The organism is Mycobacterium sp. Dal123C01 (genome assembly GCF_052566995.1).
In genome coordinates, this window is the sequence record NZ_CP199580.1 from 2,123,665 (window position 1) to 2,136,072 (window position 12,408).

A 12,408-nucleotide genomic window follows, 5' to 3' on the forward strand; every position below is an offset into this window, starting at 1 on the left:
CTCGAACAGCGGCCCCCGTCGTTGACGGCGATCGCGACGTGTGGAAATCTAATACTCATCTCTGAGAGGCTCATTCTCACTGCTGAGATTCGAAACGGAGCAAGATGGCGAACGACTTCTCCAAGTTGGACTTCTTCCGCGGCAAAGAGCTCATCGCGGATCCCTACCCGTACTACGAGGCGCTGCGGGAGCAGTGCCCGGTGACCCGGGAAGACCACCACGGGGTCACCATGGTGACCGGCTGGGAAGAAGCCTGCGCCGTTCTGAACGACGCCGAGACGTGGTCCTCCTGCATCTCCGTGACCGGGCCGTTCCCCGGCTTTCCGGTAAGCCTCGAGGGCCTGGGGGGCACTGACATTACCGAGCTGATCGAGCAGCACCGCGACGAGCTGCCCTTCAGCGACCAACTGCCCACGCTCGACCCGCCGACCCACACCAACCACCGCTCGTTGTTGATGCGGCTGATCACCCCGAAGCGCCTCAAGGAGAACGAGGACGCGATGTGGGCGCTCGCCGACCAGGCACTCGACGACTTCCTGGCGCCAGGACACGGCGAGTTCATCAAGGGCTTCGCCAGCCCGTTCACGCTGCTGGTCATCGCCGACCTGCTGGGTGTGCCGATGGAGGATCGCGACAAGTTCGTCAAGGGCATTGCCGAGCACGCGGGTGGCGGCATTGGGGGCACCGGCAAGGAGTCGCTGTCGCACAGTCCGCTGGAGTTCCTCTACGGCCTCTTCTCCGACTATGTCTCCGACCGCCGCGGTGCGCCCCGCGATGATGTGCTGACCGGCCTGGCGACGGCGACCTTCCCCGACGGCTCGATGCCCGAGGTCGAAGACGTGGCGCGCGTCGCGGCGAACGTCTTCTCGGCGGGCCAGGAGACCACCGTGCGTCTTCTCGGCGCCGCGCTGCAGACGCTCGGGGAGCGCCCCGACATCCAGGCGCAGTTGCGCAAGGACCGGAGCCTGCTCCCGAACTTCATCGAAGAGTCGCTTCGCCACGAGAGCCCCGTCAAGGGCGACTTCCGGATGAACCGAACGCCGGTCAACCTCGGTGGCGTCGACCTGCCCGCCGGCACCACCGTGATGATCGTGCAGGCGGCCGCCAACCGCGATCCGCGCCGGTTCGACGACCCCACCACCTTCGACCCGGAACGCAAGAATGCTCGTCAGCACATCTCGTTCGGCCGTGGCATTCACAGCTGCCCCGGTGCGCCGCTGGCGCGAGCCGAAACCCGGGTGGCGATCGAACGGCTGCTGGACCGCACGACCGACATCAGGATCAACGAGGCTGTTCATGGGCCGGCGAATGATCGCCGCTATCAATATGTTCCGACGTACATTTTGCGTGGCCTAACCGAATTGCACTTAGAGTTCACGCTGGCATGAAGGTCTGGGTAGACGATCAGCGCTGTCGCGGTCACGGGATGTGTCTCACGCTCTGCCCGGACGTGTTCAGCCTCACCGACGACGGCTATGCGGAGTCGATAACTTCCGATGTCCCAGCGGAATTGGAAGCCGACACACAGGAGGCCATCCAATGCTGCCCCGAGCAGGCCATCAGTGAGATCAAAGATGAGACCTGACCAGATTCGCATCGACGTAAGGAGATTCAATGGCTAAGGGATACGTCATCCTTACCGAGGCCATCAAGGACCCGGAGGGCATGAAGGCTTACGGCAAGGCTGCCGGTGCAGCGATGAGCGGTGCCACCATTCTCGCGGTGGACACCGCGCCCAAAGTCATTGAGGGCAGCTGGCACGGTGACCAGACCGTCGTGCTGGAGTTCGAGTCGGTCGACGCCGCCCGCGCCTGGTACGAATCCGAGGGCTACCAGAAGGCGGCGAAACTGCGCCAAGCAGCCGCCGACTGCAACGCCGTCATCCTCGCCGGGTTCTGATCGCTAGTCTCCCACGATCGCGATAGCCTGCCGGGGGCATTGACGGACGGCCTCGCGCACGTCCGCCTCGTTCTCCGGGGTGACTTCTTCCTGGTGGACAGTCAGCATGTCGTCGTCGCCGAGCTCGAAGATGTCCGGATTGATGCCCATGCAGACACCATTGCTCTCGCAGAGTCCCCAATCGACTTCGATCTTCTTCGTCATCGCGACCCCTTACCGAAGCACCGTGACGGGTACGGTCTTCCAGCCCGCCACGTTTTGCATGTTCACCCGTTTGCACCCGTCCCAGTCCACCTCGTAGCGCGGCATGAACTCGACCAGTCGCTCCAGCGCGATCCTGCTTTCCAGCCGGGCCAGCGCCGCGCCCAGGCAGCTGTGAATTCCATACCCGAGGCCGACGTGCTGTGCCTCGGTCTGGTCGCGCTCAATGTCGAAGGTGTCGGCGTCGGTGAAGGCTTCCGGATCGCGGTTCGCTGCGGCGCCGCAGAGGAACACCGGCTTGAATGGCGGAATCACGCCACCGCTGACGTGTGCCTCCTTGAGGGTGTAGCGGACGTTGTATTGGACCGGCCCCTCGTAGCGCAATAGCTCTTCGACGGCTCCGGGGATCTTGTCGCGGTCTTCCTGCAGCTTCTGCCACTGGTCGGGGTGACGGGCGAAGATGACCGCCGCGTTTCCGATCAGCTTGGTGACGGTCTCGGCGCCCGCCCCGCCCAAAAGGGTCGCGAAACCGGTGATTTCGATGTCGTCGAGCTGGCGGGTCTGACCGTCTTCGCCGGGGATCTCGGCCGCGATCAGCCTGCTGATCATGTCGTCCTGCGGGTCCGTGCGCCGCTCTTGGATCAGGCCGAAGTAGTACATCGCCGTGTCGATGTTGGCCTGCATGCCGGCTTCGCTGATCTCGATCTGTCCGGGCTCGTGATGCAGGCTGGTGTCGATCCAGTGGCGCACCTGCTGGCGGTATTCCTCTGGTACCCCGGCCATCCGGGTGATGACCTCCACCGGGAACGGCCCGGAGAAGTCCTGCACCACATCGAAGTGGTCGGGGTCGAGGGCGCCCAGGTATTTGTCGATCACCTCGTGGATCGTTTCCAGTTGCGATTGAATCGCCCGCGGGGTGAACGCCTTGTTGAGCAGGCTGCGCATATGGCGGTGTTCGGGCGGGTCCATGAAGATAATCGACTTCTGCTCGGGGGATATGCCTCTGCGCACCATCGCCAGGTCGCAGCCGCGTGCCGAGGAATACGTCTCGAAGTCTTTGAATGCCGCCGCCACGTCTTCGTGACGGGTCAGCGCGTAGAAGTCCTCTTTTTCGTCGTAATACAGCGGCGCTTCCTCGCGCATCTGTCGATATATGTCGAACGGGTTGTTGTAGTAGTCCTCGGAATACGGATCGAAGACGATCTTCGGTTTTGTCACTGACATCCTCCTCAGCGGTGAGGGTTGGGGCGGGCTGGAACCGTTACGATCGAATGCCTGACTGTAACGCTAACGGTAGCGCTTTCATGGCGAACCGAAAAGGACCGCAGTGGCGTCATTCAAACCTTTCCGCCGGCACCCAGGACTTCGATGACGTCGTCCAGGGCGCCGAGGTCGCTGCCGAGGTCCTCGGCGATGCTGCGGACGACTGCCACGTCTTTGCCGACGAACTCCCCGGCTGCCTCGATGAACCCCGCGACGGAACCTCGCGCGGCCACAATGTCCAGCACCCGGCTGGTGGCGCTGCCGTGTGCCAGTGCCCCGAGCACGGTCGACTCCGGAACGCCAAGTCGCTCGCCCAGCCGGATTGACTCCGCGAGCAGCCCGATGTGACCGGCGAACAGCGCGTTGTTGACCAGCTTCACCGTCTGACCGGCACCGATCGGGCCGACGTGCAGGACCGGATCGCCGTAGCAGCCCAATATCGGTTGCAGCCGTGTCACGGCGTCATCGGCACCGCCCACGAACAGCGTGAGCTTGCCCGCCGCGATGTCGTGCGGGCCTCCGCTGACCGGCGCATCGACGACATCGACATCGTCGCGGCGGCCGGCGATGGCTTCGATCGTTTTCGGACTGGCTGTGGTGTGCACGACCAGCGTCGAGCCCGACTCCATGCTGGACAGCAGAGCGCTGTCCAGGCAGACCTGGCGTACCTGTTGGTCGGTGAACACGCAGAGCACGACCACGTCGGCCTGCGCGGCGGTGTCAGCCACCTCGTTCACCACGGCCGCGCCCAGCTGCTCGAGATCGCGCCGCTTGGCGTGATCCGCCGGGTCGCGGACCAACACCCGGACGTCGTGGCCGGCCGCCGCAAGACGCGCCACCATCTCGCGGCCCATCCGCCCGGCGCCGATGAACCCGACTTTCACCTGGGGTGATCCATCAGGGTCAGGGCGGCGTCGGCCGCTTCGAGCACGGCGCCCGCGCGGGCGGCAGCCGCTTCGGCGAGGTCGACGACCAGCCGGACGTCCTTCTGCAGCAGCGTGCCGGCCAGGCCGGCCAGCCGGTCCAGTCCGCCGGTCCCACCAATTGCATTGAGCGCAAAGCTGTTTCCGCTGCTGCGTGAGACGACTTCGATAAGCCGGTCTGGAGCCACGCCAAGGGACTGCGCCAGCGAAAGGGCGGTGGCCGCGGTTCCCAGGTGGGCGGTGAACAGCAAGTTGTTGAGCAGCTTGGTGGTTTGCCCGGAGCCCAGTTCGCCGAGGTGGACCACGGGGTCGCCATAGGTTTCAAAGACCGGACGGCAGCGTTCGACAGCGTCGGCCTCGCCGCCGACCATCACCACCAGACGACCCTCGTCGGCCGCCGGGCCGCCGCCGCTGACCGGGGCGTCGATCACCGAAACACCCTTGCCGCTGGCCTCTTTCGCCAGCGCTTTGCAGGTGTTGGGGTGCACCGTGCTGTGCACCGCAATCACGCTGTCGGGCTTGAGCCCCGCGAGCAGCCCGTGCTCACCGTTGGTGATTTCGTCGATGTCGGCTTCGCCGACGACACAGAGGCAGACCAGATCGCTGGCCGCGGCAAGTTCGGCCGGTGACTGGGCGACTTCCGCGGGGGTGTCGGCGAACGGCTCGACCGTTGCGGGTCGGCGCGCCCACAGCGTCGTCGCGAAGCCGCCCTCGATGATCCGCCGGGCCATGGGCCCGCCCTGGCTGCCCAACCCGATGAATCCCACCCGCATCAACCGGCCTCCTCTTCCTCCGCCGAACGTGACGCTGCAGTCACACACTCGTCGGCGAACGAAAGAACCTCCGCGTGGTACTCCGGGGCGGTGTGACCGAGGCTGATGTTGTGCCCGGCCTCAGGATGCCGGTGCACGGTGAAGCGCGGCGCGGCGGAGAACATCGCGGTGATCTCCTCCACTGCCGAAGCATCGGTCTGCCAGACCTTTTCGTGCTCGGCGATGCTGAAGTGCACCGGCACCCGCACGGCGGGGGCCAGCGTCGGGAAGGTTTGGCGTGCCCAGTCCGACACCATCTGGTCCTCGTAGGCCGGGGCCGTTGGGGAAACCGTGACCCCGGTGAGGATCTCGGGCGGGTACAAGTGCTCCGGGTGCCACAACAGCTCGCGCAGCCCGGACGGGCGGCGTTCACGCGTGGCCGACTTCAGCATTTCGCGCGCCGCGGGGTGATAGTGCCGTCCGGTGCCGACCAGTTCGATGCCGAGCAGATCGGCGCCGCGCTCGTCGGCGGCCATCCGCATCGTCAGTTCGCATCCGCCCGAATGGCCCATCACGAATAATCCTGCGCCGCTTGGTCGTTCGCCGAGGATGCGATCGACCGCCCCGTATGTCAGGTTGATGCGCTGCTCGGGCTCGACCATCGCCTCGGGATAGGGCGCCGAGCTGCCGTAGCCCGGCCGGTCCAGGGCCACCACGGTGAATCCCGCTGCCGCACCGGCCCGTAACAGCGAATACGACGGGTGACCGGGGCAGTCGAAGTAGACCGCGGTGGTGCCGCCGCCGTGGATTGCCAGGATCACGGCCCTCGGGTCGGGGGCCTCGGCGACCAACGCCGACATCGGCACCCCGTCGACGATCACCAGCCGGGGACGGACGCTCATGCGTCGGCCCGCAGCAGGAGCACGCCGCTGGGAGTGAGGCCGCCGCTGCTGACCACGCCCACCCGGGCGTCGACGACTTGGCGGTCACCCGCCTCGCCGCGCAGCTGGCTGACGGCCTCGTGGAGCAGGCCCATGCCGTGGGTGCGGCCGTGGGAAAGCTGGCCGCCGTGGGTGTTGAGCGGTAGCTGGCCGTCACGGGCGATGTTCTTACCGCCGTCCAGAAAGTCTTTGGCCTCACCGATTCCGCAGAAGCCCAGGGCCTCGATCCAGGACAGGCAGTTGAAGCTGAACCCGTCGTACAGTTCCGCGACATCGACGTCGGCGGGTCGCAGCGAGGTGCGGGTCCATACGTGTGCGGCCTGGCCCAGCACCTGGGGCTCGTGGGTGAGCGTGCTCTGGTCCCAGTCCAGCCGCTCGACGATCTGCGTGCCCACCGCCTCCACGAAAACTGGCGGCTTGGGCATATCGCGCGCGGCATCGACGGCGGAAACAATGACCGCGATCGCAGCGTCACACGGCACATCGCAGTCGTAGAGCCCGAAGGGGGTGGTGATGGGCCGCGCGCTCAGGTAGTCGTCCATCGTCATCGGGGAGCGGTAGATGGCGGTGGGGTTCAGCTCGGCGTTGGCCCGCTGATTCAACGCGATCCAGCCCAGCGTCTCTTTTGTGGTGCCATAGCGGTGAAAGTGGCGCTGCGCGTTCATCGCCAAGGTGTGGGCCGCCGAGGTGGCGCCGAATGGCATCTGCCAACCCGACATCCGACCCATCGACGGGACGATCTTGCCCTGCTTCATCAGCTCGGCGTGGGTGGCCTCCCACAGGGTCCGGAAGCACAACACGTGACGCGCCAACCCGCAGGCGATCGCCAGCATCGCGGAGATCACCGAGCCGCCCGGGCCGAACGTCTCCATGGTGCCGTTGTGCCACGTCGGCCGGATTCCGAGCGCGGCCTCCAGCGCGGTGACGCCACCTTCTCCCATGCCGGCGACGTTGAGCGGGCCCGGATACGTTGACAGGCCGTCGATGTCTGCGAAAGTCAGCCCGGCGTCGGCGATCGCCGCCTCGCACGCATCGATGGTCAGCGACAGCGGCGGCACCATCAATCGCCGCCCGATCGCCGACATGCCGATCCCGGTGAGGGCGGTTTTGTCCTCGAATTTCTCCGTGGTCAACATCGGGCGCACGTGTTCGCCGAAGCGCTCCGGCGCTATTTCGTCGGCGGGCAGGGGAGCGCGCTCAGCATCCTTTGCCGGTCGGAACAGCGGAAACCAGACGTCCTCGACCTGCTCGAAGACGACCTCGACCTGTTGACCGAGTTCGAGCTGATCGGGGTCGCACTCCACGATGTTGGTGGTCAATCGCACGCGGGGGTCTTCGGTGATCGCCACTTGCGCGATCACGTAGGGCGCCGCCAGCCCGGGCAGGCTGAACCGCTCGTTGATGGTGAATCCGGCCAGCGTCGCCGTGCCGGAGACCGCGCGCACGCCGATGTCGCGCGAACGGCAATAGCGGCATACCGGCGCCGGCGGATGGATCAGCGATTCGCAGGCCTTACATTCCTGCAGCCGTAGCTTTCCGTCGGCACCCGAGGTCCAGAAAAATTCGTTGTCCTCCGTGACCAGGGGCAGCGGGCGGCCCGGTGCAGCTGACACGTCACCTCCGCGAGTCGAACGGCCCGACGATAGGGTCTGGTAGGCCCGTTATACGAATCGGAGAATTACGTTATCACTGTCCGGCAGGGGCGATCCAGACGCGTTGGCAGCTCATGCCGCATGTCAGGTGGGCGGGCGCCCGCCCCGTCAGCTCGGCACCCAGACGCCGCCCACGTAAGTGCCCCACTGCTGAAAGCCGGTGCTCCACATCGGAGCGTGCGGCGCCCACCACGGCCATGGCGGCTGAGTCCCCGACCATTGCGGCGGCGGCGGGACATCCGGCCCGGCGAACGATGGCGCGTAGGGCGGCGGGGGCACGTACCACGCGGGCGGCGCCGCCGGCTGTTTGCACTCGCCGGTCGCCTCATTCCACGACATTTTGGGATCGCACTGCGCCGAGCTGATACCCGGCGTCACGATCACCGTGACCGCCATCGCCACGAAGACGACCGCGATGGCGGCTGTCAAACGACCAAGAAACCACCTCATAGTGGGCCTCCCATTGGGCCATCCCGACCTTGTTCGTTTCAGCTTATTCCGTTGACACGGCCACGACCAGGTAAGACAACACCGGGGGCGGCACAACGTCGAGCCCGACCACTCGTGCCATGTCCGATCGGCCGGGCGTTATGCTCCAAACGGCATATCAAGTACTTCACATTGGGAGGACTTCTTGCTCGACGCGGAGAAGATCCTGATCACCGGGGCGACCGGCAAGATCGCGTTCCCCATCGCTCGCGCCCTGGCCGCGGCGGGACACGAGGTGTGGGGTGCCGCCCGGCTGAAAGACCCCGCAGCCCGGGAAAGACTCGTCGGTGCCGCCATCTTGCCCGTGGCGCTGGACATCGGTGCCGGCGACTTCTCAGGTCTCCCTGACGATTTCACTTATGTCTTCCACGCAGCCGTGGATCCCGGCGCAGCCGACTGGAATCGTTGCGTCGAAACCAACGCGCAGATGTCCGGCGAATTGCTTTACCACTGCCGCACCGCCAAGGGCTTCGTCTTCTGCTCGACGGGCTCGATCTACGCCTACCAGGGGCAGCGACCCCTGACCGAGTCCGATCCGCCGGGGGTGCCACTGCGCGCAAACTACAGCATGTCAAAGGTTGCGGCAGAGGCAGTTTGCACGTGGATCGCCCGGCAGTATCGGATTCCGCTCACCATCATCCGGATCTGTTCGACGTATGGTCCGCAGGGCGGGGCGCCCGCCGATCGTCTCGATGCGATGTTGGCGGGCAAATCCATTCGGCTGCATCCCGACAAGCCGAACAACTACAACCCCATCTACGAAGACGACTACGTGGAACTCGGCATCCGCGCCTTGGAAGTCGCCACGGTGCCGCCGGTCGTGGTGAACTGGGCCGGCAGCGAGACGGTCAGTGTCGAGGACTACTGCACCTTCATGGGTGAGTTGATCGGTGTCGAACCGACCTTCGAGTACACGGCCCAAGCGCACACGCCATTGTGGCCGGATGTCAGCCACATGCACGAGGTGCTCGGCCGCACGAAGGTGCCCTGGCGGGACGGCTTCCGGCGCATGATCGAGGCCCGCCACCCCGAAATCGCACTCCCCCAGCATGATGCGACGAGCTCCCAAGGACGTACGTGATGCAGCTTCCCGGCACGCCATCCGACGAGGTCGCTGAGGTCCTCGCCGCCGGGCGTGGAGAGATCACCACGCTGTTCGTTTCCATGGCGACTCGCCATCCCGACGGAACAGACGCCGAGTACCTGCGCTGGCACACCCTTGACCACCGCCCGGAGCAACACCGGCTGGCCGCGGTGCGCGCGTCGTTGCGGCTGGTGTCCACGCCGGCCTGCCGCTCCGCACGTGCGGTCAGGGGTGGACCTTTGAACGCGGTCGACCATGTGATGACGTACTTCTTCACTGACGCGGCCGGACTTCACGGCTTCAACGAGCTGTCAACGGCACTCGGGAACGCCGGGCGCAAACTCCCGCTGCTGCCACCGGTGGAGCGCGGTGTGTACGACGTCCAGACCCGAGCGGCCGCGCCCCGGGTCAAGGTCGGGTCAGATGTGCTGCCCTGGCTGCCCGTGCGAGGCGCGTTCCTGTTGGTCGAGCGGGGATCGGCCGCGGTGAACCCGCTGGTCGAAGTCGAGGGTGTGGCCGGCGTCTGGTCTGCATTATCGCGCCAGGTCGACGCCAACTTGGCCAGCGCTCAAGGCAATCAGTCGATTACGTACTGCTTTCTCGATGATGACCCGATCGCCACTGCGGAACGGCTGCGGCCGGTGCTGGCGGCCCGTTGGGCCGAGTCGGGCATCGAACCCTTGTTTGCCGCACCGTTTTTCGCCGTGGTGCCGTATGAGTGGGATCGCTATGTCCCGTAGACAGTGGGCCACATGCGCATCGGCTTGATGGTTGGCTCCGACAAGGAGCGCCCGAGTGCGGACCGGCTGGCCGGGCTGGTCGCCGACGGTGCCGCGGCCGAAAACGGTGGCTTCTCCACGTTTTGGATGCCCCAGGTTCCCGGCTATCTCGATGCGATGACCGCTGTGACGCTGATCGGCCAGGCAACCGATCGCATCGAAATCGGAACGGCGGTCGTTCCGATTCAGACCCGCCATCCGCTGATCATGGCGCAACAAGCCCTGACCACCCAGATCGCGTGCGGCGGGCGGTTCACGCTTGGTATCGGGCCGTCGCATCATTGGATCGTCAACGGCCAACTCGGATTGGACTACGACCGTCCGGCCCGCTTGATGCGCGACTACCTCGAGGTGCTCGATGCGTCGTTCGCCGGACCGGGGAATGTCGACGTCGACAATGGTAGCTATCGCGTCCACGCGCCGGTGGATGTCAGCGACATATACGACGTTCCAATTCTGTTGTCCGCGTTGGGACCGGCCATGCTGCGCCTCGCCGGGGAGCAAGCCGGCGGCACGGTGCTCTGGATGGCGGACGAGCGGGCGATCTGCGACCACGTCGTTCCGCGCATCACTGAGGCAGCTACCCGGGCCGGCCGGCCGGCGCCGCGGATCGTCGCCGGCGTTCCGATCGCACTCTGTTCCAACGACAACACAGACGATGCTCGCGCCTACGCGAGCGAGGTGCTCGGGCACGCCGATTTCTCGCCGAACTATGTGCGACTGCTCGAGCACGGTGACGCCCAGGATGTCGGCGACACCATGGCGGCTGGGGATGATTCGACCATCCTCGCTCGGCTGCGCCGCTACCGCGACGCGGGTGTCACCGATCTTGCCGCGCGAATTGTGCCGTTGGGCAAGGACGCAACCGAACGGACCGAATCGCGACGGCGGACCCAGGAGTTTCTGTCATCCTTGTGTCCCGCCCTGTGATCGCCGTCATCAACGCGACGGCATACCCAGCACCCGCGTAGCGATGATATTGCGCTGAATCTCCGAGGTACCGCCCGCGATGGTGCCCGCGTAACTGCTGATGTAGCGGCTGAACCAGCTGGCGGTGAAAAGGCCTGGGGCGTAGGGGTTGTACGGCGCGGTGAGTGCCTTGTCTCGTAACCCGTCGATATCGGCCGCGTCCAGCGCATGCCGGAGTGCGCTCTGTTCGGCCTCCGAACCGAAGACCTTCAGCACGGATAAGCCCGCCACGTCTACCTCTCCGCGGGCCGCCCTGCCCAGCGCCCTCGAGCCGAGCAGCCGCAGTGCGTAATAGTCCATCGCGATGGTGGCGTAGTGGTCTGCGTTCACCTCGTCCGCCGGCCGGTAGTCCTCGAGAAGCTGCTGGAGCCGGTTAGCGAAGGCCATCCACATCAACGTGCGTTCGTGACCGAGCGAGCCGTTGGCGACTTGCCAGCCGCCACCCTGCGGGCCGACAAGGTTTTCCGCGGGTACCTGAACGTCGTTGAAGAACACCTCGTTGAAGTCCAGATCGTCGCGGTCGTAGACCGAAGCGAAGGGTCGGCACACCACCCCCGGAGTCGCGGTGGGAATCAGCAGGGCGCTGATTCCCTTGTGCCTGGGGGCGTTTGGATCGGTGCGGACGAAGGTCAGGATGACGTCGGCGTCGTGGGCGCCGGACGTCCACAGCTTCTGCCCGTTGACCACGAAGTGATCGCCGACCAATTCCGCCTGTGTCCGGAGCCGGCTCCTGGTTCACTCATTCCCAATGACGCGGTCATGTCCGCCCGCAGGATCGGCACCGCCCAGTGCTGTTTTTGCTCGTCGGTCCCGAACGACAGCAGTGACGCCGTGATGATGCCGACGCCTTGGGGATTGAAGCAGTGATAGATCCGGCGACGCGACAGTTCCTCGCGGTGCACGAATTGCTGCAGGATATTGGCGTTGCGACCGCCGAATTCGGGTGGGTTTCCAGGCAGTAGCCAGCCGTGGTCGAACTGGAGTCGCTGCCAGTGCCGCGACCATTCGGGCACGTGCGACGTCGACGAAGGTCGCTGGGCGGCCTGTGCCTGGGTCGGCAGATGTTCGTCGAGAAAGCCGATGAACTCCGCGCGGAAGGCTTCTACCTCTGCGTCAAAGGTGAGTTGCATGACCGCTTCGAGTCAGGTTCGGGAAACCTCAACGCGTGAAACCCCATTCGGCTTCGTTATCTTCGGTTTTGAGATGTTCGGCCGGGTCTTCTGTCTCGGTCAGTGGCGGGTCGGCGGCACGGTATCGGCGCTCACCTATCTCGGTGATGGCGTGCACCGGGCAGTTTTGACCGCACTGCGCGGAGCTGACAGCCGGCGTCACGATCACCGCAACTGCCATCGCCACGAAAACAACCGCGAATGCGGCTGGCAAACGACCAAGACCATCGTGGGCCTTTCGTTCGGCCATCCCGACCTCATTCGTTTCGGCCTATTCCGTTGAGACC

Annotated in this window: 14 protein-coding genes and 1 pseudogene; 7 read left to right on the top strand and 8 right to left on the bottom strand. The window is 65.5% G+C overall.

The genetic code is table 11. The features are described from left to right. Window positions 1-104 precede the first annotated feature (104 nt). Genes ACTXG5_RS10195 through ACTXG5_RS10205 form a run of 3 tightly spaced genes read left to right on the top strand, consistent with a single transcriptional unit; the run spans window position 105 to window position 1,899 of the window. Window positions 105-1,388, top strand: a complete 1,284-nt coding sequence (locus ACTXG5_RS10195) for a cytochrome P450 (protein WP_445163541.1) — start codon at window positions 105-107, stop codon at window positions 1,386-1,388. After that, complete coding sequence (locus ACTXG5_RS10200) at window positions 1,385-1,585, top strand: ferredoxin (RefSeq protein WP_445163542.1); 201 nt, start codon at window positions 1,385-1,387, stop codon at window positions 1,583-1,585. Before ACTXG5_RS10195 ends, ACTXG5_RS10200 begins: the two co-directional genes overlap by 4 nt. A gap of 29 nt (window positions 1,586-1,614) precedes the next feature. Then, window positions 1,615-1,899: a DUF1330 domain-containing protein gene (locus ACTXG5_RS10205; protein ID WP_445163543.1), complete on the top strand. Its 285-nt coding sequence runs from the start codon at window positions 1,615-1,617 to the stop codon at window positions 1,897-1,899. 3 nt (window positions 1,900-1,902) lie between these two features. Here ACTXG5_RS10205 and ACTXG5_RS10210 read toward each other — a convergent pair whose 3' ends face one another. From ACTXG5_RS10210 to ACTXG5_RS10240, 7 genes are all read right to left on the bottom strand, one after another. Continuing rightward, entirely contained in the window at window positions 1,903-2,103 is a 201-nt protein-coding gene (locus tag ACTXG5_RS10210; RefSeq protein WP_445163544.1) for a ferredoxin, read from the bottom strand. A 9-nt stretch (window positions 2,104-2,112) separates the two neighbouring features. After that, entirely contained in the window at window positions 2,113-3,318 is a 1,206-nt protein-coding gene (locus ACTXG5_RS10215; RefSeq protein ID WP_445163545.1) for a cytochrome P450, read from the bottom strand. A gap of 119 nt (window positions 3,319-3,437) precedes the next feature. After that, the gene (locus tag ACTXG5_RS10220; RefSeq protein ID WP_445163546.1) at window positions 3,438-4,247 is read right to left on the bottom strand and encodes an NAD(P)-dependent oxidoreductase; all 810 of its coding nucleotides are present in this window, start codon (window positions 4,245-4,247) and stop codon (window positions 3,438-3,440) included. After that, complete coding sequence (locus ACTXG5_RS10225; protein WP_445163547.1) at window positions 4,244-5,059, bottom strand: NAD(P)-dependent oxidoreductase; 816 nt, start codon at window positions 5,057-5,059, stop codon at window positions 4,244-4,246. The genes ACTXG5_RS10220 and ACTXG5_RS10225 overlap by 4 nt, the downstream gene beginning before the upstream one ends. After that, on the bottom strand, window positions 5,059-5,940 hold the full coding sequence (locus tag ACTXG5_RS10230) for an alpha/beta hydrolase (RefSeq protein ID WP_445163548.1): 882 nt from the start codon (window positions 5,938-5,940) through the stop codon (window positions 5,059-5,061). Before ACTXG5_RS10230 ends, ACTXG5_RS10225 begins: the two co-directional genes overlap by 1 nt. After that, window positions 5,937-7,592, bottom strand: a complete 1,656-nt coding sequence (locus tag ACTXG5_RS10235) for a thiolase C-terminal domain-containing protein (protein ID WP_445163549.1) — start codon at window positions 7,590-7,592, stop codon at window positions 5,937-5,939. The genes ACTXG5_RS10230 and ACTXG5_RS10235 overlap by 4 nt, the downstream gene beginning before the upstream one ends. A 147-nt stretch (window positions 7,593-7,739) precedes the next feature. Next, window positions 7,740-8,081 carry a hypothetical protein gene (locus ACTXG5_RS10240; RefSeq protein WP_445163550.1) on the bottom strand — a complete coding sequence of 114 codons (342 nt, stop codon included), beginning with the start codon at window positions 8,079-8,081 and terminating at the stop codon, window positions 7,740-7,742. Between the two features lie 184 nt (window positions 8,082-8,265). Here ACTXG5_RS10240 and ACTXG5_RS10245 point away from each other — a divergent pair, with 184 nt between their 5' ends. From ACTXG5_RS10245 to ACTXG5_RS10255, 3 genes are read left to right on the top strand one after another with little or no spacing between them, the layout of a single operon-like run. Then, window positions 8,266-9,201: an NAD-dependent epimerase/dehydratase family protein gene (locus ACTXG5_RS10245; protein ID WP_445163551.1), complete on the top strand. Its 936-nt coding sequence runs from the start codon at window positions 8,266-8,268 to the stop codon at window positions 9,199-9,201. Continuing rightward, window positions 9,201-9,944, top strand: a complete 744-nt coding sequence (locus ACTXG5_RS10250) for a hypothetical protein (protein ID WP_445163552.1) — start codon at window positions 9,201-9,203, stop codon at window positions 9,942-9,944. The genes ACTXG5_RS10245 and ACTXG5_RS10250 overlap by 1 nt, the downstream gene beginning before the upstream one ends. Before the next feature lie 12 nt (window positions 9,945-9,956). Next, window positions 9,957-10,913: an LLM class F420-dependent oxidoreductase gene (locus tag ACTXG5_RS10255; RefSeq protein WP_445163553.1), complete on the top strand. Its 957-nt coding sequence runs from the start codon at window positions 9,957-9,959 to the stop codon at window positions 10,911-10,913. 9 nt (window positions 10,914-10,922) lie between these two features. On the opposite strand, the pseudogene ACTXG5_RS10260 reads toward ACTXG5_RS10255, so the two are convergent. Continuing rightward, window positions 10,923-12,082, bottom strand: a pseudogene (locus ACTXG5_RS10260) (acyl-CoA dehydrogenase family protein). On the opposite strand from ACTXG5_RS10260, the gene ACTXG5_RS10265 reads away from it, so the two are divergent. After that, window positions 12,081-12,404, top strand: coding sequence for a hypothetical protein (locus ACTXG5_RS10265; RefSeq protein ID WP_445163554.1), 324 nt, complete (start codon window positions 12,081-12,083; stop codon window positions 12,402-12,404). The pseudogene ACTXG5_RS10260 and the gene ACTXG5_RS10265 sit on opposite strands and share 2 nt — an antisense overlap. Window positions 12,405-12,408: the final 4 nt, after the last annotated feature.

Bases quoted from the DNA above. Each gene is read 5' to 3' on its own strand.
- ACTXG5_RS10195 (WP_445163541.1), top strand. From the start codon at position 105: ATGGCGAACGACTTCTCCAAGTTGGACTTCTTCCGCGGCAAAGAGCTC.
- ACTXG5_RS10200 (WP_445163542.1), top strand. From the start codon at position 1,385: ATGAAGGTCTGGGTAGACGATCAGCGCTGTCGCGGTCACGGGATGTGT.
- ACTXG5_RS10205 (WP_445163543.1), top strand. From the start codon at position 1,615: ATGGCTAAGGGATACGTCATCCTTACCGAGGCCATCAAGGACCCGGAG.
- ACTXG5_RS10210 (WP_445163544.1), bottom strand. From the start codon at position 2,103: ATGACGAAGAAGATCGAAGTCGATTGGGGACTCTGCGAGAGCAATGGT.
- ACTXG5_RS10225 (WP_445163547.1), bottom strand. From the start codon at position 5,059: ATGCGGGTGGGATTCATCGGGTTGGGCAGCCAGGGCGGGCCCATGGCC.
- ACTXG5_RS10230 (WP_445163548.1), bottom strand. From the start codon at position 5,940: ATGAGCGTCCGTCCCCGGCTGGTGATCGTCGACGGGGTGCCGATGTCG.
- ACTXG5_RS10240 (WP_445163550.1), bottom strand. From the start codon at position 8,081: ATGAGGTGGTTTCTTGGTCGTTTGACAGCCGCCATCGCGGTCGTCTTC.
- ACTXG5_RS10250 (WP_445163552.1), top strand. From the start codon at position 9,201: ATGCAGCTTCCCGGCACGCCATCCGACGAGGTCGCTGAGGTCCTCGCC.
- ACTXG5_RS10255 (WP_445163553.1), top strand. From the start codon at position 9,957: ATGCGCATCGGCTTGATGGTTGGCTCCGACAAGGAGCGCCCGAGTGCG.
- ACTXG5_RS10265 (WP_445163554.1), top strand. From the start codon at position 12,081: ATGACCGCTTCGAGTCAGGTTCGGGAAACCTCAACGCGTGAAACCCCA.